The organism is Acinetobacter sp. YH1901134, assembly GCF_013416965.1.
Taxonomy (GTDB): Bacteria; Pseudomonadota; Gammaproteobacteria; order Pseudomonadales; family Moraxellaceae; genus Acinetobacter; species Acinetobacter amyesii.
The window spans coordinates 423557-447363 of sequence record NZ_VPEW01000003.1 but is presented as its reverse complement, the minus strand read 5'-3'; the positions used below and the strand labels follow the sequence as shown (position 1 = coordinate 447363).

The following is a 23807-nucleotide window of genomic DNA, read 5'->3' as shown; positions in this document are numbered from 1 at the left end:
TCCTGGTTTAGTCAAAAACACATTATTTCGCTTTTTGGTACTGCTTTTTAGCAGCATCAATAAAGCCTGCGAATAATGGGTGTCCATCACGTGGTGAACTTGTAAATTCCGGATGGAATTGTACAGCAATAAACCAAGGATGTTCAGGAATTTCAACAGTTTCAACAAGACGCTGTACTGGAGAATAACCTGAAATCTTCATGCCTTTTTCTTCAAGCACTGGGATATAACGGTTGTTCATTTCATAACGGTGACGATGACGTTCAACGATCTCTTCAGAACCGTAAACTTGTGCAGTTTTTGTTCCTGCAACCAATTCAGATTTTTGAGCACCAAGACGCATTGTGCCGCCTAAGTCAGAATCTGCATTACGTTGTTGAACTTCGCCGCGCTCATCTAACCATTCAGTGATTAGACCAATCAATGGTGATTTTGTAGAACGGTTAAATTCAGTTGAAGTTGCATCACTAATACCCGCAACGTTGCGCGCATATTCGATCACAGCCAACTGCATACCTAAACAGATGCCAAGGAATGGCACACCGTTTTCACGTGCAAAACAAATCGCTTTCATTTTGCCTTCTGTACCACGTTCACCGAAGCCACCCGGCACTAAGATTGCATCCGCGTCTTTTAATACGTCGTTTACATCTTGGCTTTCAAGTTCTTCTGCATTGACATAATCAATTTGAACTTTCACACGGTTTTGAATACCCGCATGTAAAAGCGCTTCGTTTACAGATTTGTATGCATCTGGAAGTTCAACGTATTTACCAACCATCGCTACACGAACTGTGTATTCAGGGTTCAGTAATGCATCTACAACGTTATCCCAGTCTGTAAGATCAGCTTCTGGAAGATCGTTATAACCAAAACGTTCACAGATTAAATCATCAACGTTTTGTTCATAGAAAGTACGTGGAATTTGGTAAATTGAACGCGCATCTTTACATACCACAACTGCACGCGCTTCAACGTTCGTAAATAACGCAATTTTACGTGTAGTGTCAGCATCAACATCATGCTCTGTACGGCAGATCAGAATGTCTGGTTGAATACCAATCGACAAAAGCTCTTTTACAGAGTGTTGAGTTGGTTTAGTTTTTAATTCCGCAGCTGACTTAATGTATGGGAGTAAAGTTAAGTGCATTAACATTGTGCGCTTATGACCTAGTTCGACCATAAGTTGACGTACAGATTCCATGAATGGGAGAGATTCAATGTCACCTACTGTACCGCCGATCTCAACGATCGCAACGTCATAGCCTTCACCTGCGCGAAGAACACGTTCTTTAATATTGTCAGTAATATGTGGAATAACTTGAACTGTACCACCGAGGTAATCACCACGACGTTCTTTATTCAAGACATCTTGGTACACTCGTCCTGAAGTAAAGTTGTTCAGTTTGGTCATTTTCGCACGACGCAAGAAACGTTCGTAATAACCCAAGTCTAAGTCAGTTTCAGCACCATCCTCTGTGACAAAAACTTCACCGTGTTGGAATGGACTCATAGTCCCTGGATCGACATTAATGTATGGATCCATTTTTACCATGGTTACTTTTAAACCACGGGCTTCTAAAAGCGCAGCCACTGATGCAGCTGAAATACCTTTACCTAGTGATGATACAACACCACCAGTAACGAAAATAAAATGGGTCATTAAGTTTCTCGTACAATGGAGCCTAAATTGGCCTACAATGTTGTGCGATTTTACTTTACTCTGTACCAAGAAAGCAAAGTCATTCCGCATCAATTCATAGAACAATTAACAATTGGCTATTGTAACAGCAATTATCATAAAAATTTAGAGTAAGTTCTTATCATTTCTATATTCTTATTTGCTGTTATAATGCAGTTATCCAATCCACACTTTTTTGTTTTGTGTAATTATGAATAAGAAACTTTTAATCTGCGGTGCAATCGCAACAGGTCTACTTCTTACAGCATGTGTAAAAAAAGAAGCACCAAAAGAAGAAGAACAGGAACAGGTTGAAGTTGCAGCATCTGAACCAACAGCATCTGTACCTACACAATTAGAACCAGTTGAAGAACAACCAGTTGTTGAAGAAACGACTCAGCAGCAAGTTGAAGTGATTCGTGAAGAAACACCGAATACAACAACTGAAATTCGTCGTGAACCTACTCCTCCTGCAGAAACTCCTGCTCCAAAAGCAGAAGCGCCTAAAGCTGCAGAGAAACCTGCACAAGCTGCTCAACCTAAACAAAACTCAGGTTCTGCTCAGTCTGAAGATGACGCCGTGGCTGCTGCCATTGCTGCTGCAACACCTGCTTTAGAGAACTAAGATCGAAGTTTTATCAAACCAATGATCAAAAAAACCCGGCAATTGTCGGGTTTTTTATTGTTTCTATGTAAATAAAAATATGTACCCAACAATGCACTGTTTTTTTCTCACAACTATTCTTGTAATTTTTCAGCTAAATATTCAATAAATAAACGAACACGTTTCGGTAAATGCTCTTGTTGATAATAGACAGCATGAATAAGCTGTTCATGTGGCTCAATTTGATCGTCTAAAAGTTGTACCAATCGTCCTTCTGCAATATCTTTTTCCAACATAAAAATCGAAAGACAAGCGATGCCCATCCCATGAATCGCAAGCTCACGAATGGTTTCACCATTTGACGCCTTGATTTTGGGGCGGATCGTCAGAGGTTTCCCTGCGACTTGGATCGGCCAAGTATTCATATGGGTAATTTGACTAAATCCAAGTAAAGCATGTGCAGTTAGCTCTTCAGCATTTTGCGGACGTCCATGCTGCTGAAGATATTCAGGACTCGCCACCAAACACAGTCGACTCTTGTAGATAAGTTTTGCGTGCAAACTGGAGTCGTTTAATTTTCCAAAGCGAATTGCAACATCCGCTTTATGCTCTAATAAGTCAATCACTTGATCATGATTTACTAATTCAATCTGTATATGCGGATAACGTGCATTAAATTCTGGAATCAAGGGAACGATCATATGCAGAATAAAAGAAATTGCTGAATCGACTCGCACTAACCCCGAAGTATCTGCATCTAATTTTAGCAGAGAATCTTCCGCTTCGCTCAAATCATTCAATATCCGCCGTGTTTTTGCTAAAAACAATTGCCCCTCTTGCGTGAGCTTAATTTTGCGGGTTGTTCGTTCCAACAGGGTTACATTTAATTTAGATTCCAGACGCTGTAATGCGCGGCTTACACCAGATGCTGTTTGATCCAGTCTTTCTGCTGCTTTGATAATAGAGCCGCTATCTACAATAACAGTAAAAGCCTGCAGCTCCTCAATGGTCGATTTCATTGCATATTCTAATTCGTGATTTTTAATCAATAATATATTCCAAATTCATGCATTTTTCTTCATTAAAATTAGCAGCACAATAGCATCAATTCAAAAAAGAGAATTCCTGATGATTGTTCCTCAATTTGGTGTCGGCACCTTCCGTTTGACAGGTGACACTGTCATTCATTCTGTTAAAACTGCCTTAGAAGTTGGATATCGTGCTGTAGACACCGCACAAATCTACGGTAATGAAGCAGAAGTAGGCCAAGCAATCGATGAAAGTCAGGTCAATCGAGCTGATATTTTCTTAACCACGAAAATTTGGACTGAAAATTATGCTGCCGACAAACTGATACCCAGCCTAAAGGACAGCTTAATTAAATTAAGGACGGATGCAGTTAACCTCACACTTATTCATTGGCCTGCACCTGCACTTGGAGTCAATATTCCAGAATTAATGGGACATTTACTTGAGGCAAAAAAACAAGGTTTGACTGAATATATTGGTGTATCTAATTTTAATATTGAGCTCACTCAACAAGCCATTGATCACATCGGGCTGGAAAATATTGCAACCAATCAAATTGAACTCAGTCCATATTTACAAAATCAAAACTTGGTCAATTATCTGCAAGCCAACAATATAGATGTCACATCCTATATGACTTTGGCCTATGGCAAAGTTTTGCAAGACCCAACGCTGTTAAACATTGCAGCCGAACACCAAGTTACTTCGACTCAAGTCACTACGGCTCAAATTGCACTCGCATGGGCACTGCAAAAAGGCTATGCCATTATTCCATCATCAACCCAACGTGAACATTTAATCAGTAATTTAAAAGCTCAAGACATTCACTTAACACCTGAACAGATGCAGGCCATTGCCACACTCGACAGAAATGCGCGTGAAGTGAACCCACCTGAACTTGCTCCAGTTTGGGATATTTAATATGAAATTCAATTTTCCATTAATTGCATTAGCCGTAGGTGCTTTTGCAATTGGCACAACAGAATTTTCACCGATGGGTTTTTTGCCTGAAATTGCAGCAGATCTATCAGTGTCTATTCCTCAAGCAGGCTTACTGATTAGTGCCTATGCCGTTGGCGTCATGATTGGTGCCCCATTAATGACTTTATGGTTAGCACGTTTTCCAAAACGTACTGCCCTTATTTTGCTGATGGCAATATTTACCATCGGTAATATTTTGGCAACGATTGCACCAAATTATCTCGGTTTAATGGCGGCACGCTTAGTCACCAGCTTAAATCATGGTGCATTTTTTGGCTTAGGTTCTGTGGTTGCAGCGAGTGTTGTGCCGAAAGATAAACAAGCCAGTGCTGTTGCCATGATGTTTATGGGCTTGACCATTGCCAATATTGGCGGTGTACCACTCGCAACGTGGGTAGGACAAAATATCGGTTGGCGTATGTCTTTTGCCGCTATTACCTTATTGGGCATCATCACCATGTTGGCATTATGGAAAGCACTACCCCATCAGCAACAGACCGAAAAACCTGATGTACGAGCAGAGTTAAAAGTATTAACACGCATGCCTGTTGTTTTAGCACTGCTCACCACGGTAATGAGTGCTGGAGCTATGTTCGCGCTCTATACCTATATCGCACCAAGTTTAAAAGTCTTTACTCATGCAAGCCCTGAACTTATCACTTTCATGTTGGTTTTAATCGGGATCGGATTTTCAATTGGTAACCATTTCAGTGGTAAGTTTGCCGATCAATCCTTAGATAAAACCTTGATTGGCTTTTTAGTCTTACTCATGCTGATGATGCTGTTATTTCCAATTTTAGCAACCACCACCATTGGCGCAGCGATTGCATTAATCATCTGGGGAGCAGCAGCCTTTGCCGTCGTACCACCTTTACAAATGCGTGTTATGACAGTAGCTCACGATGCACCAGGCCTCGCTTCTTCAGTGAATATTGGTGCATTTAATCTTGGAAATGCATTGGGTGCAGTCACAGGTGCCGCAGTGCTAAATCTTAACCTAAGCTATGCTGCGGTGTCTTATGCAGGCGCTACACTGAGCGCTATAGCGTTGATTTTAGTATTGATACAGATGAAGCTTAAACCTCAAATTACTGCATGTTGCGCACAAGCTGAATAACACATACTTAAAATAGCCTACCCAAAGTAGGCTATTTTTTAGTTCGCATATAACTTTAAAAAATCTGCCATTAATTTGGTTGCCCATGAATGGGTGTCGACTAAACCTTCATAATAACCACAGTGACTGCCTTTTTTAGTGGTCACCACCACTACATTCGGCAAAGAACGGATTAATTCTTTATAGGGTTCAAAGTTTTGAATGTGGCAAACAGGATCGTCTTCGGCATTTAAAATCATCAAAGGAATTTTAAGATTTTCAAATACATAAATTGGGTTGGTGGATTTGGCATAACTTTCATAATCAGTAAAACCCGCCATTTGAAAATATGTACGTTCAAACTGCGCCAGATCTTTACTTTTTAGGACTTCTATTAAAGATGGTGTTGATGACCATGTTGCAGAATAGGGTTCTACAAACTTCTGAAAGAGCTTCTTGGTCATCATTTTACTGTAAAAAGGATGGACATTTTTAAAGCCAAGCTCAGTGTCATAGCCCGGACATAAAGCAAAAGCCGCTTTAAGTGGTGTTTCCTCACCTTGTTCGCCTAAATAGCGAACCAATAGCCCCGTTCCTGCAGATGAACCGACGCCACACAAACTCGATGCGGGAAATTTCTGCTGAATAAAGGCAATCTGTTCACGTAAGTCATCTGTTGAACCAAATAAATTTATTTTGGCAACTGGCATAGGCAAATTGGCATGACCACGCCTTAAACACAGTGCAATACGCCAACCAGTATATAGATGAAGATCCCGAACCACTTCTCGCATACTTTCAGGCGTTCCCGTAATCGTATGCATGAGCACCACGGTTGGTACATCTGCAGGCAAATCTAAGCCCAACCATGCAATGGCTGTGATTCCACCATCAGCCATGGTTAGTTGCTCTATGGCGTCGTATTTGAGCTTTACTTGGCGCTTTCTAATGACATCAAAATACAGTAAATGTGCATGAGTATTCGACAACCAAGGCGTAGGACGATATTTTTCATGTAGTTGCTTTAACTTCGGCAGCACATCTTTCATTTGCCCTTCAGGATGATAATAAAGCTGTGGTAATTCTGCACCAATTGCATGATCTACAAAGTTTAAAAGAGCCTGACGCCCTTTATGCATCACATTATTCATTGACCTTACCTTCACCTCGCTTCGCACCACAGCAAATCATTTCAATCTTTTCACTTTGACTAACAATGCCCAGTAAAAAAATGTATCTACAAAACCATATCTCGCTAGCAATATTTGTTTGCTTAAGCCTCAAAAGCAAAAAGCATGACAATATCCATCATGCTTTTTATCATTCTGTGATGAGCATTTAAAATCAGCAGATTTAAGGCTGATATTGCATAATGCGCTCACCCATTTTCGCCGCCAATGCTTCCAAGCCACTTTTTGGACGAAGCATGACTTCAAAATCAATCATCTGACCTTGTTCATTAAACTGAATCATGTCGATCCCTTTTAACTTTTTCTCGCCAACATTGGCAGAAAACTCAAGTACAACATTGAGGCCATCCTCACTATAAAACTCACGGTGGTAAGTAAAATTTTCAAAAATTTGAATCACATTGGTCAAAATAAAAGTTACTACAGGCTTACCTGGATATGGGTTAAACGCGACAGGTGAACGAAACACCACATCCTCTGCCAAGAGTTCATTTAAAATATTCATATCCCGTGTGTTAAGCATTTCGTGCCAACGTGCAACAGATTTTTTTGTTGTTTCAATAGTCATGTTTATGTCTTTTTTTTGATGAATCATTTCCCTTTCCTCAAACTCCTCTCCCAAATGGAGAGGAAGCACGACAACTGCATATTAAATTGAATGAAGTTGTCGTGGTTTAGTATGAGGCTGATTAAATCACCGCAGCCAAATCTGCACCTTGACGAATGGCACGTTTAGCATCTAACTCACCTGCTTCTTTCGCACCACCAATCAAATGCACATTTTTCCCATCTGCTTGTAGCTGTTCATACATCGCGGTATAGGATTCCTGACCTGCACAAATCACCACATGATCAACATCTAAAATACGTGATTGACCATCAACGGTAATATGCAAACCTTGATCATCAATTTTGTCGTAGCTTGCACCCGCAATCATTTTCACATCGCGGTGTTTCAAACCTGTACGGTGAATCCAACCCGTGGTTTTACCTAAGCCAGCACCAACCGATTTAGCCTTACGTTGCAATAAATACACTTCACGCGGCGATTCTTCGACGTCTGGATGTTTCAAGCCACCGACTTGCGCATAAGTGGTATCAATACCCCATTCATCATAAAATTTCTCAGGATTGAGGCTACCGCTTTCACCTTCATGCGTTAAATATTCAGCCGTATCGAAACCAATACCGCCTGCACCAATGATTGCTACACGTTTGCCAACAGGTTGACGTTCACGTAATACCTGTAAATAGCTCAATACTTTTGGATGATCAATACCATCTATATCTAACTGACGCGGTGTTACACCCGTCGCCACCACGATGTCATCAAAATCAGACTGAGCTAATTCTTCATACGTTGCTGTATGGTTCAATACCAATTTAATCTGAGGCAATAGTTCTATTTTACGTTTGAAATAACGCAGCGTTTCATAAAACTCTTCTTTACCAGGAATCGTTTTCGCAATATTAAACTGTCCACCAATTTGGCTCGATGCTTCAAAAATAGTTATGTTATGACCACGCTCTGCAGCATAAGTTGCAAAGCTTAAACCTGCAGGTCCCGCACCAATCACAGCAATATTTTTCACCTGTGCAGATTCTTTAAAAATCAGTTCAGTTTCATAGCAAGCTTGAGGGTTAACCAAACATGTTGCAATTTTCATCGAGAAAATATGATCTAGACAGGCTTGGTTACAACCAATACAGGTATTAATTTCATCACTACGACCTTGTTCTGCTTTTTCTACAAAACGTGGGTCAGCCAGCATTGGACGTGCCATGGACACCATATCTGCATCACCCGAAGCAAGTACGTGCTCAGCCATTTCAGGAGTGTTAATACGGTTTGAGGTGATTAAAGGAACATTCACAAGACCTTTTAATTTCTTGGTCACCCATGTAAATGCAGCACGTGGCACTTTGGTTGCAATGGTCGGAATACGCGCTTCATGCCAACCAATACCGGTATTGATAATAGTTGCACCGGCTTTTTCAATGGCTTTTGCAAGTTGCACAACTTCTTCGAAAGTCGAACCACCTTCAACCAGATCCAGCATAGAAAGACGGTAAATAATAATAAAATTTTCACCGACTAATTCACGCGTACGACGCACGATCTCAATTGGAAAACGAATACGGTTTTCATAACTGCCGCCCCATTCATCATCACGGTGGTTGGTACGTGCAGCAATAAACTCATTAATTAAATAACCTTCTGACCCCATGACTTCTACACCGTCATAACCCGCTGTCTGTGCTAACTGAGCACATCGAGCAAAATCATTGATCGTGCGCTCGACGTCTGCTGTGCTTAAAGCTTGCGGTTTTACTGGGTTAATTGGTGCTTGAATAGATGAAGGTGCAACATTATTGGCTTGATACGAGTAGCGACCTGTATGCAAAATCTGCATCGCAATTTTACCGCCAGCATCATGTACCGCCTGCGTAATCACTTTATGTTTTTCTGCTTCTTCTAAAGAATCTAATTTTGAGCCACCAGCAAATGTCACACCATCATCATTGGGAGAAATACCACCGGTTACAATCAGACCTACGCCGCCTTTCGCACGCTCTGCATAAAAAGCTGCCATGCGTTCATAGCCACCCGGCGCTTCTTCCAAACCGATATGCATAGAACCCATCAATACACGGTTCTTTAGCGTTGTAAAACCTAAATCTAGTGGTGCCAATAAATTTGGATAATTTGACATTTTTTCTCCTTAGCGTGCTGAAAAGCTGGCTATTTTTATCTTTGCTTGTATACGAGCTTTCTATTTCCATCTACGCACACAAGATTTTTGCAACTTGTTGCACTAATTTATATGCGAGATTTGATTTTTATGCAACATGTTGCATAATAAAAAGTACAAAACTATTTTGACTGAGCCATATATGTCTTTAGCCCATGTTTTACTCACGAGCTTACTTGAAAAACCGAGTACAGGAATTGACCTTGCACGCCGTTTTGACCGCTCTATGGGCTTTTTTTGGAATGCAACACATCAACAAATCTACCGTGAACTCAATGGCATGCTGCAAAAAGGCTGGATCAGTACCATTGAAGATGGGCACAGCACAACCCGTAAAAAAACCTACCAAGTTGAACAGCTTGGACGTGTTGAATTAGCCAATTGGATGGTTGAGCAAAGCCCTCCGGCTCAATTACGCGAAGAGTTAATGGTCCGTTTACGTGCAGAAGCTCAGCTGGGTACAAATGGCGTATTACCCGAATTAGAGCGCCATCTTGAAATTCACAAAGAAAAACTAAAAGTGTACCAGTCTATTTTTGCAAAAGACTTTGCACATGCGCATGATGAAGACCGTACTTTGTACATTCATAAAATGATTTTACAGCTTGGGATTGATTTGGAAATCGGTTGGATCAAATGGCTTGAAACCATCATTCCACAGTTGCATAAATTTAATCGCTAAAACAAAAAAATAAATAGGAAGCCGCATGCCACACTATACAATGCCCGATCAGCAACAACTGTATGTTCGTGAATATGGTCAAGGAGAACCCATTCTGGTTTTATCTGGACTGGGCATGCAAAGTTGGCAATGGCACCCTTTTCTATATCAACACCGAAAGCATTTCAAATTTATCATTCCAGACTGGCGTGGATTTGGCGGCTCTAAACATTGTCAAATTCCAAATATGGATACCATTTCAAGCCATTGGCGAGATATTGACAGCTTAGTTTCCCAACTTGGTTACGATAAAATCACGGTGATTGCCTACTCCATGGGGGCAACGACCACCATGCATGGTTTGAAATACGGTCAGTTTGCCGAAAAAATTAAACGTTATTTACACATCGATCAAACGCCTAAAATTCGAGTAGATGCAGATTGGCAATATGGTTTATATGGCAAACGCCACACTGAGTTTTTGAGTATTTTAGAAGACATCTCGAAGGTACTTGCAACCAACCTCTCCGTGCCATTTGCACAGCAGATGAATAAACATGACCGTCAAGGTCTGGTCGACGCTTGGTTAAGATTCATAGACTTACAAAATAGCAATCCTTATGCATTATCCGCTTTCCGTTTTGCATACCAACAACCAACTTTACAGAAGCTGATGTTACCATCACAAAGTGTGGCCTATTTATATTGGTATATTCAAAATTATTTGAACCATACTGAAGATTATCGTGAAGCCATTGCAGCACTCACCGCACCGACGACTTTTTTCACAGGGGCAAAATCGATCCTCTATCCTGCCCAAGGTCAAAAAATTATTGCTGACAGCCTAGCCAATGCTGAGCAGATTATTTTTAAAAAATCGGGACATACGCCATTGCTCAGTGAACCGGTCAAATTTAGCCGTGAAATCACCAAGTTTTTAAAACAATCGATCTAGTAAGACTGAATAAAAAAACAGGCTCAATACTTTCAAGAATGAGCCTGTTTTTTTATATACAGGATGGTGTTACTTAATAAGTAACTTAAAAATTAATTTCAAAATCAAATTATTTTTAATGCTCTAACAAGTGTTAGAAAACCCGACGATCGTATTCAATTGCTTCCAAATCATATACTTGGTAAACACAATCAAATAAAGGACGTGCCAATTCCCCTTCATCATCATTCCGCACAATCAAATAAATTTGGCTAATGGCAGCACTGTCCGATAATTTCACATAATTCACATGCCTAAACTGCATAATTTGTACAGATTCAGGAACAATACAAATGCCTTCGCCTGCGGCAACCATGCCTAGCGATTGCTGCAAATCAGCTTGAGTGTTAAAGCGTTTCGGCTCCATCCCATATTCTAAAAACAACGACTTGATCAGCGTTGCATAACTTTGACCATCCGTTGCTGGATAGATAAAAATCTGCTCATCTTTGAGATTATTTAATGCAATCTGCTGCTGTGAAGATAAAGGATGGCTCGAATGTACCGCAACAATTAGCGGCTCTTCACGCAATAGCACACGTTTAACCGCCTGATCCGACACACGAACTCGGCTAAAACATGCATCAACCCGACCTTCTTTTAAAGCCTGAATTTGATCGACTGCACTCAGTTCAATTAAATTTACATTTAAGTGTGGATATTGCTGACGGAACAAATAAACAATTCGAGGTAATAAACCACAGAGTAACGAACCGCCATACCCAATATTAATAGTACGTTCAGTGGCACTAGCCCGCTGCGTAATCAGCTTAATTTCTTCTGCATTGGAAAGTAATTTCACAGCTTGCTGATAAAAGAAACGGCCAATGGTGGTGGTTCTCAAAGGACGGCTGCCACGCTCAAAAAGCTGTGCACCCAACTCTTCTTCTAAATTTTGAATTTGACGACTTAAAGGAGGTTGAGCAATAAATAGCTTTTCAGCAGCCTTCGTAAAACTCTGTTCTTCTACAACGGCGACAAAGTAACGTAAATGTCTTAATTCCATGACATTGTCCTTTAATGTCGAATTTCTTTCATAATGGTCTTTTATTTGAATATATCAGGACGACACTCAAATCACATCCTTCAAATTCGGTTATTTAAAAGATGTATACACCACATTTATTGTTTGGTCATGCTAATGTGAAACGATTACAAGGTTAACCCGACTTTAGTCTTGGCAATTTTGCTCAACCTTCTCACATGAAAAACTACAAAACGTGATTGACTTCATGAAACAATTCAAGTTAATTAGCTAAATCGTTGCAAATATGGAATAAGAACAGTGCTGAGTGATCTAGATGATTTTTATTGTTTTGCCCAAGTGGTCGAACATGGTGGTTTTAGTGCAGCCGAACGTGCAACAGATATTCCAAAATCAAAACTGAGTCGTCGGGTCTATAACTTAGAAGAACGTTTAGATGTCCGCCTGATTCAACGTAGCTCACGACATTTTGCTGTTACAGATATTGGTATGAATATCTATCGCCATGCACAAGTCATGATGAATGCCGCTCAAGCCGCACACGATTTGGTTGATCATCTCAGCACACAGCCGCGCGGCTTAATTAAAGTCAGCTTACCTGTTTCCATCGCGCAAAATGAAATGACCAAAATTTTGCCTGAATTTTTAAAGCAATATCCAGAAATTAAAGTGCAAATGATGGTGACCAATCGCCGCGTAGATATCATTAATGAAGGCTTCGATCTTGCGCTACGTGTACGTTCAAATCTAGACGACGACCCCAATTTAGTCATTCGTAAATTTGAAACGATTGAGCAGCACTTATTTGCCAGTCAGGCGTATCTGAATAAATTTGGTGAACTCAAACAACCTGAAGATTTATCTCAGCATCAAATATTAAGTATGGCGGATGAGCATCTCGATCAACATATTATTGTGACCGATGCACAGCATCATCAGAAAAAAATCAAAGTTAACCCAACCGTGATGGGCTCTGACCTGTCTATGTTAGCTGCACTGGCCTGCCAAGATTGTGGCGTGGTGTTATTACCCGACAGTATTGTGTCCGATCACGTGAAATCAGGTGCTTTGGTTCGTGTACTACCTGAATGGAAAGCTGCACATGGTATTTTCCATGCAGTTTATCCATCTCGTCGTGGCTTACTACCTGCTGTGCGTGTATTCATTGATTACTTAGTTGAAAAACTCAGCCAACATGAACACGCTAAATTTTAAGCAAAAAAAAGCTTACCCATGTGATGGGTAAGCGAAAACTTAAAAACTAAGTAAAATCAGAAACTACAGCAGAATCTGTAGGGCTATTGTATAAATAAAATACATCTTTATTAAATCGTTAATAGCTCTAACTGATTTTTTGAGCTATAGGCAAAGCCTTACAAATTAAGACTTAGAGAAATGTAGTTAGTCTTAAAAACGATAACGCCCATAACCACCACGAACTCCTAGACTAAAGTCAAAAAATATACAACTGTATAATTTTATTTAACTTCAATCATTTGGACACAGCAGATATGGCATTAACAACACTACTGAGCTTAGATCGCGGGATATTCGCCTGTACCCTCTGGCCATGGAGATAACAACTCAAAACCCGTATCGGTTACAACAACCATATGTTCCCACTGTGCCGATAAAGAACGGTCTGCAGTAATTACTGTCCAGCCGTCTTTTAACTCTTTAGTACGCGCTTTACCGCTATTAATCATCGGTTCAATGGTAAAGACCATGCCTTTTTTCAGAATGACACCTTGACCCGGTTGACCATAGTGTAAAACGCTTGGTTGCTCATGATAAACTTTACCAATCCCGTGACCACAGTATTCACGTACAATGCTGTAGCCTTCACGATGAGCAACTTGTTGAATGGCATAGCCTACATCACCCAATGTTGCTCCCGGTTTAACTGCATGAATCCCTGCAACCATCGCTTCGTAAGTAGTTTCGACTAACTTTTTAGCCGCAGGCGAAACCTCACCCACATAGTACATACGACTGGTATCACCGAAATAACCATCTTTAATGATAGCAACATCAATATTGATAATGTCTCCGTCTTTCAATACGGTTTCTTTCGAAGGAATACCATGACAAACCACTTCATTCGGTGAAATGCAGGTGGTTTTGGTATAGCCATAGTAGCCAACGTTGGCAGGAATCACTTTAAGTGTGTTGACGATAAAATCATTGCAGATATCGTCTAGATATTCAGTGGTCACGCCCGGCTTGACATACTCCCCGATCATCTCTAAAACCTGAGCAGCTAAACGACCTGAAATGCGTAATTTTTCAATATCTTGCTCGGTTTTAATCGTGATTTTGGAAGCTTTCATCTGAATATCCTCAAATTTGAATACACCGAATTATAGACCTTTTAGATTTTTTTTGTTTTATTCAGCCAATATTTCTGCATTTATTCGGCTTATAGCATCCTATTTAGTGCTGAAAATTAGAACAATTGATTTATATCTGATAAATCTTAATAGCTAAACATATTCCTATAAAAAATTTATATACAATAAATTTCTTTTATTTATCATGAATATAAATAAAACATTATTTTATCTGTCAATATATTCATAATTCGTATTATAAAAACTATCTATACGATTTATAAATTTTGCTCCAAAAACGAGCTTAATTGCACTAAAATTGCCTTTTTTCACAGTTCATCTCCCCTTTATGACAAGTCTTCGTACACGGGATATTGTTGCCTTAGGTTTTATGACCTTTGCACTATTTATTGGTGCAGGTAACATTATTTTCCCACCAATTGTCGCACAGCAAGCGGGTGAACATGTTTGGTTAGCTGCATTTGGTTTCTTGATCACTGCAGTTGGCCTACCTGTCATCACGATTATTGCTTTGTCGCGTGTAGAAGGTTCTATTCAAGTTTTAAGTTCACCTCTGGGTAAAGCAGCCAGCATTATCCTTACTGTCGCGTGTTACTTAGCTGTTGGACCTTTATTTGCAACACCTCGTACAGCTACCGTTTCTTATGAAATTGGTTTCTCTTCTTATTTTGGTAACAGCGCAAACAGTCTGCTGATTTATAGCGTGATTTATTTTGCATTGGTGACGATTGTTTCACTTTACCCAAATAAAATTTTAGATACCGTAGGTTATTTCCTTTCACCACTCAAGATTTTAGGCCTCGTTATACTGGGTATCTCTGCGTTCTTTATCCCTGCCGGTGTGATTCCACCTGCAATTGATAACTACGTAACTGCACCAGTTTCTGAAGGTGTAGTAAATGGTTATTTAACCATGGATACATTAGGCGCTTTAGTTTTTGGTATTGTGATCGTCAAAGCCATTACTTCACGCGGCGTAACGGATAGTAAGCTCGTCACCAAATATGCTGTCATTGCCAGTATTATTTCTGGTATTGGACTTACACTGGTATATATCAGCTTATTCAAACTCGGTATGGGCAGCCATGATATTGCTCCAAATGCAACAAATGGTGCAGTGATCCTGCATGCATATGTACAACATGCTTTTGGTGATATGGGCGCTTATTTCCTATCTGCAATGATTTTTGTTGCATGTATGGTGACTGCGATAGGCTTAACCTGCGCATGTGCTGAATATTTCTCAGAATTGACTAAAATTCCATACAAAGTTTTTGTGTTCATTTTAGTTGGCTTCTCACTGCTTATTTCAAACTTAGGTTTAACCAAACTCATTGCTGTTTCAGTACCTGTTTTAAGTGCGATTTATCCACCTGCGATTGTAGTTATCCTACTGAGCTTCTGCTCTAAATGGTTTATTTCACCATCACGAGTTATTGCGCCTGTTACCGCATGTGCGTTTATTTTCGGTATTTTTGATGGTTTAAAAGTGGCTGGTTTCGAAGATGCACTTCCAAGCGTTATTGCCAATCTACCACTTGCTCAACAAAATTTAGCATGGCTGATCCCTTCTGTGATTGTGCTGATTATTGCTGCTGTAATTGACAAAGTTAAAAAATAACCTTTTTTGACCTGTCTAAAATCGGAGTTTTACCCGAATGACGATTTTACCTGTGACCAATAATTGTCGAGTTTTACCCAAACTGACATTTATTTGTCCTACTACAGCGAAATAATCCTAAGTCATTGAACTTTTAAATAAAGTTTTATTTTCATGATGAGAAAAAAAGCCAGCCATTTGGCTACAAAATATAATAATAGTTAAAATACAAATACTTTCTGCAAAATACACCGTACACAAACTCCATAATTAAGCCCGATTCAGACTGTAAGCTAGGCGGTTTCGTGTCATAAAGCCGATATACTCGTGTTGGTATATATATTGCTTATTCATACATAGATATTATGCATCGACCATTTTACTTACCAGTCAACACCTTTAGATTCATAATATTTAGTATATGAATAAAATGATTATTCTTATATGATGATCTAACATAGTTTTATGACAAAATAATGACATTTGCTATTGAAATACTTCTAGTTTCGAAGTACAACAGTAGTTCAAACCTGACCAAAATCATGGGTTTTGGCGAAACAACAACAAGGAGGGGTGGAGATGTTATCAGTACATTTCAAAAAGCAATTCTTCATTAACGCTCTGAAGGCAAATAAGAACATGGTGACCTATACAAGCACCACTATTGCTCTCATGCTGACACTACTTATTCAAGGCTTAATACAAGGAAATTTAAGACCTGAATACTTTGCTTATGCGCTTATTGTCTCGGTGGCCTTTTATTTATGGGCAGTGATTGACCACAAATATCGAAAGCAAAAATCAACAGAATTTTAAGTTAGAAGATGGATGAGGCATCATCCATCTTGAAAAAAGAAAAGATGCCAATCCCTACCTTCTCGATCATTTAATCCTTTTTAAATAACAATACAAATAATCCCTAAAATAACCAGAAAATCATCAGCCTTTTCTCATAAATTTTCAATTCTGCAGAACTTCAAATTTTGTTTTATAAATTCTTCTACATAGCCATCGTCTGCACTTTAAAAGCTTTTATCTCCTGATTAGCTTCCAATCTAATTGGTACTATTTATGATTGATACTACTTTGCTTAAAACCAAAATTTAACGATGACTCCAAAGAGCAATCCGAGTGTTGCAATTAACTCACCAATCACCAATCCAAGCATTGCCATACTCATCATCCATTTAGGTAAATGCCATTTGCCTAAGACGTGCGGTACTTTAAATTGATTGGTGGTATCAGCTAAAAAGCCATGCAGCACATAGCTTAAAATCGAAAAGCTAAAAAAGAACAAATTGATGATTACAAAGAGTAAATTGAGTGTATGTGGAAGTGCTGAAAAATAGGCCAATACCGCTAAAATAAGCGTCGCTGGGGCGTATAACAAACTGCTCCGATGTGCAATATCGACATAATAATGCGCACGTGCCAGTTCAGACTGCCTTATTTGTGTATATTTCCACACACCCGTGAGCATACCTACCCATAAATAAATCCCACTAAAGACTATCGCAATTTGTACTGCACTCGAAAGTTGAAGCATGTCCATTTTTAATTTACATCCATTGTTCAATTACACGCATTATTTTTATCTGTATTTCTACTGCAATAGTACTTGCTTCAAACCTGTTATGACATGACTTTAGAGTCATACTCTCTTCAGGTTTCTTTTTGGAACTTGTGTAAATTAGAGTCATCGGAATACATCCATGAAGTTTGAATCATGTCATCATCTGAAAAACTCACGATTCATTGCCAAGACGGCTATCCACTGAGTGCGCGCTTTTATCCACACCAGACAGATCTAAAACAGGCTTTACCTGTGTTGATTTGTCCAGCCACAGGCATTACCAAGCAATTTTATAATAGTTATGCAACATGGTTGAGCCAACAAGGCTATGACGTGTTAGTTTTTGATTTTCGTGGTATTGGTGAGTCGCTACACAGCCCTCTAAAAGAATCGACAGCAAGTATTGTGCAATGGGGGCAGCTTGATATCCCTGCGGCAATCGACGCCTTGATCAGTAAAACGCAAGCGCCTAAAGTCATATTACTCGGTCATAGCGCAGGCGGACAATTATTAGGTATCGTGCCAAATTTTGACAAAGTTGCCAAAGTGGTTGCTGTTTCTGGCTCTACAGGTCATGTAAAAAAACTTAAAGGTCGTACCAAACTTTTAGCTCCAGTGATGTTTAATGTGATCTTCCCGATTGCACGCTATACCATTGGCTATGGCCCGACCAATGCAATTGGCATGGGTGAAAATTTGCCAAAAGATGTTGCTCGTGAATGGGCTGAATTTTGTAGCAAACCCGGTTATGTCATCAATGCCTTAGGCAAAACTGTTCAGCATGATTTTCATCAACAAGTGAGCTGCCCGATCACTGCCGTATGGAGCTCTGATGACGAAATCGCCACGGAAGCCAATGTCAAAGACTTGCTGCGTTTATACCCGAATGCTTTGACTCAAATGATTGAGTTAAAACCGAAAGAAACAGGTCATAAAGCCATCGGACATATGTTGATGTTTAAATCATCACATCAAAACCTATGGCCGATCATTGAACAACAGTTACACGCTTAAGTTTTTGCCACTCAGTCAGTAATCCGGCTGAGTGGTCTTTTTATGGACTGCACAATAATTTCTACTTTTAGATTCATTCAAACTGCCTGACAGCTTACATATTCTATTTTCTATCTTTAAAATCTGCACTGAACGTCCAAGTGTACTTATTTTCATCAGCCGACCATTGCAAAAAATGATATAACTATTTTTTCTCAATTATATTCTATTTTGGCATGAGTGAAGCACGACACAACCTCGACAGAATTGATCGTTTAATATTATCCGCATTAAGAGAAGATGGACGACTCACCATAGCCCAGCTTTCTGAACGTGTTGGTCTCTCCTCTTCGCCGTGTTGGACACGCTTAAAGCGTCTAGAAAATTTAAAAATTATCGACGGCTATACAGCCAACATCAACCCAAAATCGATTGGGATCAATGAATTATTCTTTATTGAAATTACATTAGAACGTCACGACGATGAAATTTTAGATCAATTTAGTGAAACTTTAGCCAATATGCCAGAAGTGGTAGAAGCACATTTAGTCACTGGCGATTATGATTATTTGGTGAAAGTTGCAGTTAAAAATGCTGAACACTATGAGCGTTTTTTACGTAAAAATTTATATTCTATGAAAGGTATACGCCATACCCGCTCCATTTTTGCGCTACGACAATTAAAATCTGCCAGCAGTGCTGACCTCATGATGATTGAGTAATGAGTCAATATAGATCTAATCTATAAAATGACTTTAAAATTTTAAGGCAATTGAGCTCAGCACCCAATTGCCCTATTTATGTGTTCTAATCTATATAGCCATCTTTTTTCAATTTTTTATCTGTCAAATACTCACGTATGACCAATGTTGCAATAATAATGATGGCTTCTAAGATCGCTACTGTGACGGTTAGTTTGGTAAATACTTCGACACTGAGCAACTCAAACCATAATTGAGCGATGGCTAATAAACCCCATAAAACTGAAATAATAAGTGCACTAAAGACACCGTATTTCATTTTTCTCTTTCCAAAACAACTACATAAGCTTCGCGCTTCCAAAAAAGCAGCATACGACGGATATCCTTTTCCATCGTAATCACCGCCCAACCTTGCTGTGCATTTTGATTTAAAAAATTGGTGAATTTAACAGGATCAACTTTTGAAGAGCCAAGCAGCAAAGATCCCAGCATACCTTCTTGATAGATAACAACTTTATATTCTTTCATCAATATAGTTCTTTATGGTTATAGTGAAATGAACAAATGTTCAGAGCAAAGTATAACGATCGGTTTTCCCTAAAACAACCAAGTTTTAACTGTCAATTTGCTCAGCATTTTTTTCAATTTTATGCTTTAATACACGCAGTATGAGATGAGCCTTATATGAGTATCACGCGAGTGATACGACTAGCCCCTAACCATGGGGCTTTTTATTGTTTTCTACTTAGCTCACATTGTTGTATTTCATTGTTCAATTTTGACAAAACAAGACTGTGAATTTCACATGTTTTCACAGAGTCTTGCTGATAAGCCGAATTAAACCATGCAGCAGCTTTTTCAAAATCTTGCTGCACGCCTAGCCCACCCAAATAAAAACTTGCTACGCTAATTTTTCCGTTCAAATCATTTGCTTCCGCAGCCTTTAAAAACCACGGATAAGCCTTTTTATAATCAGGCTTTGCATCAATACCTTGATAATAAATCATACCCAAACGGGACTGATATTGAGCCAAGCCTTGTTCAGCCAACAACATCGTTGGCTTTTCAGCAAGCTGCATATTTTGCTTCGTATAGTAATAATAGTCGGCCAATTGTTCGATATCTTCTTGCTTGCCTTTATTTGCAAATTCAATTAAAAGACTTTCAAATTTTTTATCATTTCTTGGAATGAGTTCATATTTATTCATGATCAAAAGCATACGCTTTGAATCATCTAAATTTCTTTCAGCACCAATCTCAAACCATTTTGCAGCTTCTACATAATCTACTTTTACTCCTACACCTTTGTAATATATCAATCCCAAATTTTGATTTGCTGAGCGATGCCCTAAGGCAGAAGCACGCTTATACAGCGCTATGGCTTTAGGCAGATTAATCTCCACACCTTCTAGCCCCATATGTTTCAGTACAGCCAAATCATAAAGCGCCTGTTTATCGTTATTTTGCGCTTGAACTATGGTCTTTTGGACATCAATTTCGGCTGAATAGGTTATGGAAAATGGAAGTACTGTTAATACAAATAGCATGCACAATTTGATGTAAGGCAACTGATATTTTAAAGCTTTCATTGTTAATTATTCTTGATCAATAAGATGGTGAAAAATGAAATGCTGAAGCACCCTCTCTAGATGCTTTAGCATTTTTTAAGCAGTATATACAGCTTTAACCGAAGAAGCCTATCGTTATCTGAATGACCACAGCATTGACAATGTCTACAAAAAACGCCCCTGTCAAAGGTATGATCAAAAAGGCTTTATGTGAAGGTCCATAGGTATTGGTCACTGCCTGAATATTGGCAATCGCTGTAGGCGTCGCACCGAGGTTTACGCCGCACTGCCCTGCACAAAGTACCGCTGCATCGTAGCTTTTTCCCATGATTCTAAAAGTTACAAAGTACAGATACAGTGCTAAAACGAGGGTTTGTACCAGTAAAATAATCACCAGTGGGCCTGCAAGATCTGCCAATAACCAGAGCTGCAATGACATCAGCGCCATCGATAAAAACAGCGCCAATGATGCATTACCAAAGACATCGATACAGCGGTCAAACATTTCTATTTTAAAGCCAAGTTCAAGGGTGTTTCTTAAAAATACACCACACGCTAAAGCCCAAACGAATGTAGGCAACTCAAACCACTGTCCACGAGCAAACTCTGTCATGAAATAAGCAAAGCTGATACAGATGGCAAACATCCCCATCGTTTTGACGGCATCATCTGCGGTAATTAAACGAGTTTTTTCAGGATATTCGAAAGGCGCCGTTTCAGATGCAGGCGGTGCTTCATTACGTCCTGATGTGGGTACAAGTTCTTCTGCCAACTGAAAACGGCGGATGAGGAATTTCGCCACTGGCCCGCCCATCATGCCGCCAATGACTAAGCCGAAGGTTGCACTTGCCATACCGAGTACGACTGCACCTTGTATACCATGATCTTGTTCAAAGACTGTACCCCATGCGCCTGCTGTACCGTGACCACCTGTAAGTGTTACGGAACCTGTAATTAAGCCGATGAGTGGATCTAATCCCAAAACTTTGGCCAAACTGATGCCAACGATATTTTGCAGCATGACAAATACAATCACACAGCCTAAAAACAGTACCAGTGCTTTTCCGCCTTCTTTGAGTTTTCCAAGACTTGCGCTCAAACCTACAGAGGTAAAGAACATCAGCATGAATATTTGCTGAATTTTGGCATCAAAATTTACGGTGATATTAAAGTTTTTAAATAATATAAAAGTAATTACCGCTGCAACTAGACCACCTGCCACTGGTTCAGGAATGTTGTATTTTTTCAGGATGGAAATTTTGTGTACGAAGAAATAACCAATAAATAAAACCAAAACCGCCACGACAATTGTCAAAAAAGCATCTAGCTCATAATTCATAATTTAATCTTAAGTGCTCAATTTTATTTACCTTTTTACATAATCATTGGAGTTTTTTCAGCTAGAAAAATGTAAATAAGCTATTTACGCCCCTTCTTCTACTACACATTTTTGAAGCCTAATAAGTGAAATAAATAAAAATGCTCAGCGTATGTGATGTGCTGAGCATTGGTTATTTATGACTGAATATAAAGATTTTTGAGATATTATTTTATGTCGAATACCCAGTTATGCGCCTCTTTATCACTGGTAGTTTCACAGACGTAGTAATCGTGATCCCAAGCTTCAGGATGGAAAATTTCTTTTTTCGTATAGGTCACGTTTTTACCTTTTTCGACGCAGACAAAGCTGTCGCCTTGGTCTTTGACTTGAGTTCCGTTAAGGAAACCACCGATGCAGAGAAAGCGGGATTGTTTGGGCATTTTAGATCAAAAAATTATTTTCTATACCCAATAGTAAATCATATATCAAGTATATTAAACTTATCTTATTAAAATAATAAGTTAATGCTTTTAATTAAATTAAAAAACTATATGGATAAATATATTAATTCCAACTTGAACAAACATTTAAATATGTTAATAATTTAAGCTTTATTCTAAGAGAAAAATACTTTGAAAATAATTTCATTATTTAATCATAAAGGCGGTGTAAGTAAAACAACAACTACCTTTAATTTAGGCTGGAAATTAGCACAACTCGGTTACAAAACATTAATTGTTGATGCTGACCCACAATGTAATCTTACATCTTTAGTACTAGACTACGACTCAATCGAAGATATAGGCGCATTTTATCGTCAAAACTTAGGATGTGATATTGTAAGTGGTCTTTCACCTGTAATGACAGGCAGTTTATCTGGTATCTCTAGCGGAAAACCAACCGAAACAGCCAATCCAAATTTATTTTTATATTGTGGTAATTTAGGATTATCCAATATTGAAACACAAATCAGTGTTGCATTAACAACGAGTACAGCAATACCTGCAATCAAAAATATACCAGGTAGCCTAAATCACCTATTAAGAAAAACTGGTAATGATTTAAACTTTGACTATATATTAGTTGATATGAGTCCAAGTGTTGGAGCATTAAATCAATGCCTACTAATGTCCAGTGACTACTTTATTGTCCCAACATCTCCCGATTTTTTCTGTGTTCAAGCTATTGAATCTCTATCCAAAGTTATCCCTGAATGGAATAAACAAATGGATTATTTTAGAGATGAGACATTGGATTACCCTATCCCCTCTGAACCTCCCAAATTTTTAGGGATTTTATCCCAAAAATATAGACCAAAAAATCAAACACCAAGTCGATCATTTCAAGATTGGATTGATAGTATCAACCATACTGTGAATGAAAAATTAGTTCCTGTTTTAACTAAATACAATATGATTGTAGACCAACAAAAGTTACGTAGTATTAAGTTAGAAAATATACCAGTTCAATCGAATAATGATTTATTTCAAGATCATTTAAATGAACAAGTAATGAACTTAGATCTATACAACCTAAGTAACATCCCCGATTTTAACTCCTTAATTGCACAATCCCAAAAGCACAATGTACCTATTTTTTGCTTGACAGAAGAACAAATTGAACAAAGTGGCATCATCCTTCAGACAATGGAAGAAAGCCGAGATAATTTTGATTCGATATTTAAAAAATTAGCAGAAAATATATTACAGTTAGTATAAAAAATAAG

Annotated in this window: 24 protein-coding genes; 11 read left to right on the top strand and 13 right to left on the bottom strand. The window is 38.9% G+C overall.

The window, feature by feature from the left end; all coding sequences use genetic code 11:
- Positions 1-22: 22 nt before the first annotated feature.
- Positions 23-1663: a CTP synthase gene (locus FTV50_RS03695; RefSeq protein ID WP_180023541.1), complete on the bottom strand. Its 1641-nt coding sequence runs from the start codon at positions 1661-1663 to the stop codon at positions 23-25.
- A gap of 229 nt (positions 1664-1892) precedes the next feature.
- Here FTV50_RS03695 and FTV50_RS03690 point away from each other — a divergent pair, with 229 nt between their 5' ends.
- On the top strand, positions 1893-2306 hold the full coding sequence (locus tag FTV50_RS03690) for an internalin (protein ID WP_180023540.1): 414 nt from the start codon (positions 1893-1895) through the stop codon (positions 2304-2306).
- A 113-nt stretch (positions 2307-2419) separates the two neighbouring features.
- Here the strand turns inward: FTV50_RS03690 and FTV50_RS03685 are convergent, their stop codons facing one another.
- Positions 2420-3304: a LysR family transcriptional regulator gene (locus FTV50_RS03685; RefSeq protein WP_180023569.1), complete on the bottom strand. Its 885-nt coding sequence runs from the start codon at positions 3302-3304 to the stop codon at positions 2420-2422.
- Positions 3305-3413: 109 nt separating this feature from the next.
- On the opposite strand from FTV50_RS03685, the gene dkgB reads away from it, so the two are divergent.
- Entirely contained in the window at positions 3414-4235 is an 822-nt protein-coding gene (gene dkgB / locus FTV50_RS03680) for a 2,5-didehydrogluconate reductase DkgB (protein ID WP_180023539.1), read from the top strand.
- Position 4236: 1 nt separating this feature from the next.
- Positions 4237-5412: an MFS transporter gene (locus FTV50_RS03675; protein ID WP_180023538.1), complete on the top strand. Its 1176-nt coding sequence runs from the start codon at positions 4237-4239 to the stop codon at positions 5410-5412.
- A 38-nt stretch (positions 5413-5450) separates the two neighbouring features.
- Here the strand turns inward: FTV50_RS03675 and FTV50_RS03670 are convergent, their stop codons facing one another.
- From FTV50_RS03670 to FTV50_RS03660, 3 genes are all read right to left on the bottom strand, one after another.
- The gene (locus tag FTV50_RS03670) at positions 5451-6542 is read right to left on the bottom strand and encodes a YheT family hydrolase (protein WP_180023537.1); all 1092 of its coding nucleotides are present in this window, start codon (positions 6540-6542) and stop codon (positions 5451-5453) included.
- Positions 6543-6744: 202 nt separating this feature from the next.
- On the bottom strand, positions 6745-7149 hold the full coding sequence (locus FTV50_RS03665; RefSeq protein ID WP_078193923.1) for a nuclear transport factor 2 family protein: 405 nt from the start codon (positions 7147-7149) through the stop codon (positions 6745-6747).
- A 121-nt stretch (positions 7150-7270) separates the two neighbouring features.
- Positions 7271-9295, bottom strand: coding sequence for an NADPH-dependent 2,4-dienoyl-CoA reductase (locus FTV50_RS03660; RefSeq protein WP_180023536.1), 2025 nt, complete (start codon positions 9293-9295; stop codon positions 7271-7273).
- Positions 9296-9476: 181 nt separating this feature from the next.
- Between FTV50_RS03660 and FTV50_RS03655 the strand changes: the two genes are divergently transcribed.
- Positions 9477-10016, top strand: a complete 540-nt coding sequence (locus FTV50_RS03655; RefSeq protein ID WP_180023535.1) for a PadR family transcriptional regulator — start codon at positions 9477-9479, stop codon at positions 10014-10016.
- A gap of 25 nt (positions 10017-10041) precedes the next feature.
- Positions 10042-10950, top strand: a complete 909-nt coding sequence (locus FTV50_RS03650) for an alpha/beta fold hydrolase (protein ID WP_180023534.1) — start codon at positions 10042-10044, stop codon at positions 10948-10950.
- Between the two features lie 133 nt (positions 10951-11083).
- Here FTV50_RS03650 and FTV50_RS03645 read toward each other — a convergent pair whose 3' ends face one another.
- Complete coding sequence (locus tag FTV50_RS03645) at positions 11084-11995, bottom strand: LysR family transcriptional regulator (protein ID WP_078188530.1); 912 nt, start codon at positions 11993-11995, stop codon at positions 11084-11086.
- A gap of 279 nt (positions 11996-12274) precedes the next feature.
- On the opposite strand from FTV50_RS03645, the gene FTV50_RS03640 reads away from it, so the two are divergent.
- Entirely contained in the window at positions 12275-13189 is a 915-nt protein-coding gene (locus FTV50_RS03640) for a LysR substrate-binding domain-containing protein (protein ID WP_180023533.1), read from the top strand.
- Between the two features lie 320 nt (positions 13190-13509).
- Here FTV50_RS03640 and map read toward each other — a convergent pair whose 3' ends face one another.
- On the bottom strand, positions 13510-14304 hold the full coding sequence (gene map, locus FTV50_RS03635; RefSeq protein WP_078193926.1) for a type I methionyl aminopeptidase: 795 nt from the start codon (positions 14302-14304) through the stop codon (positions 13510-13512).
- Between the two features lie 349 nt (positions 14305-14653).
- On the opposite strand from map, the gene brnQ reads away from it, so the two are divergent.
- Entirely contained in the window at positions 14654-15946 is a 1293-nt protein-coding gene (brnQ, locus tag FTV50_RS03630) for a branched-chain amino acid transport system II carrier protein (RefSeq protein WP_180023532.1), read from the top strand.
- 558 nt (positions 15947-16504) lie between these two features.
- Positions 16505-16741, top strand: a complete 237-nt coding sequence (locus FTV50_RS03625; RefSeq protein ID WP_078188534.1) for a hypothetical protein — start codon at positions 16505-16507, stop codon at positions 16739-16741.
- Between the two features lie 274 nt (positions 16742-17015).
- Here the strand turns inward: FTV50_RS03625 and FTV50_RS03620 are convergent, their stop codons facing one another.
- Positions 17016-17477 (bottom strand): hypothetical protein, encoded by a 462-nt coding sequence (locus tag FTV50_RS03620; protein WP_180023531.1) that lies wholly within the window; start codon positions 17475-17477, stop codon positions 17016-17018.
- 174 nt (positions 17478-17651) lie between these two features.
- Between FTV50_RS03620 and FTV50_RS03615 the strand changes: the two genes are divergently transcribed.
- Entirely contained in the window at positions 17652-18512 is an 861-nt protein-coding gene (locus FTV50_RS03615; protein WP_180023530.1) for an alpha/beta fold hydrolase, read from the top strand.
- A 215-nt stretch (positions 18513-18727) separates the two neighbouring features.
- A complete protein-coding gene (locus FTV50_RS03610; RefSeq protein WP_078188537.1) occupies positions 18728-19213 on the top strand; it encodes an Lrp/AsnC family transcriptional regulator in 486 nt (161 codons plus the stop codon).
- A gap of 85 nt (positions 19214-19298) precedes the next feature.
- Here the strand turns inward: FTV50_RS03610 and FTV50_RS03605 are convergent, their stop codons facing one another.
- From FTV50_RS03605 to FTV50_RS03585, 5 genes are all read right to left on the bottom strand, one after another.
- Positions 19299-19511, bottom strand: a complete 213-nt coding sequence (locus tag FTV50_RS03605) for a hypothetical protein (RefSeq protein WP_180004964.1) — start codon at positions 19509-19511, stop codon at positions 19299-19301.
- Positions 19508-19720: a DUF4177 domain-containing protein gene (locus tag FTV50_RS03600; protein ID WP_078193931.1), complete on the bottom strand. Its 213-nt coding sequence runs from the start codon at positions 19718-19720 to the stop codon at positions 19508-19510. Before FTV50_RS03600 ends, FTV50_RS03605 begins: the two co-directional genes overlap by 4 nt.
- Positions 19721-19923: 203 nt before the next feature.
- The gene (locus tag FTV50_RS03595) at positions 19924-20781 is read right to left on the bottom strand and encodes a tetratricopeptide repeat protein (RefSeq protein WP_180023529.1); all 858 of its coding nucleotides are present in this window, start codon (positions 20779-20781) and stop codon (positions 19924-19926) included.
- Between the two features lie 94 nt (positions 20782-20875).
- Entirely contained in the window at positions 20876-22099 is a 1224-nt protein-coding gene (gene gltS, locus FTV50_RS03590; RefSeq protein WP_180023528.1) for a sodium/glutamate symporter, read from the bottom strand.
- Between the two features lie 206 nt (positions 22100-22305).
- Complete coding sequence (locus FTV50_RS03585) at positions 22306-22521, bottom strand: hypothetical protein (protein ID WP_180023527.1); 216 nt, start codon at positions 22519-22521, stop codon at positions 22306-22308.
- 192 nt (positions 22522-22713) lie between these two features.
- On the opposite strand from FTV50_RS03585, the gene FTV50_RS03580 reads away from it, so the two are divergent.
- The gene (locus FTV50_RS03580) at positions 22714-23799 is read left to right on the top strand and encodes a ParA family protein (RefSeq protein ID WP_180023526.1); all 1086 of its coding nucleotides are present in this window, start codon (positions 22714-22716) and stop codon (positions 23797-23799) included.
- Positions 23800-23807: the final 8 nt, after the last annotated feature.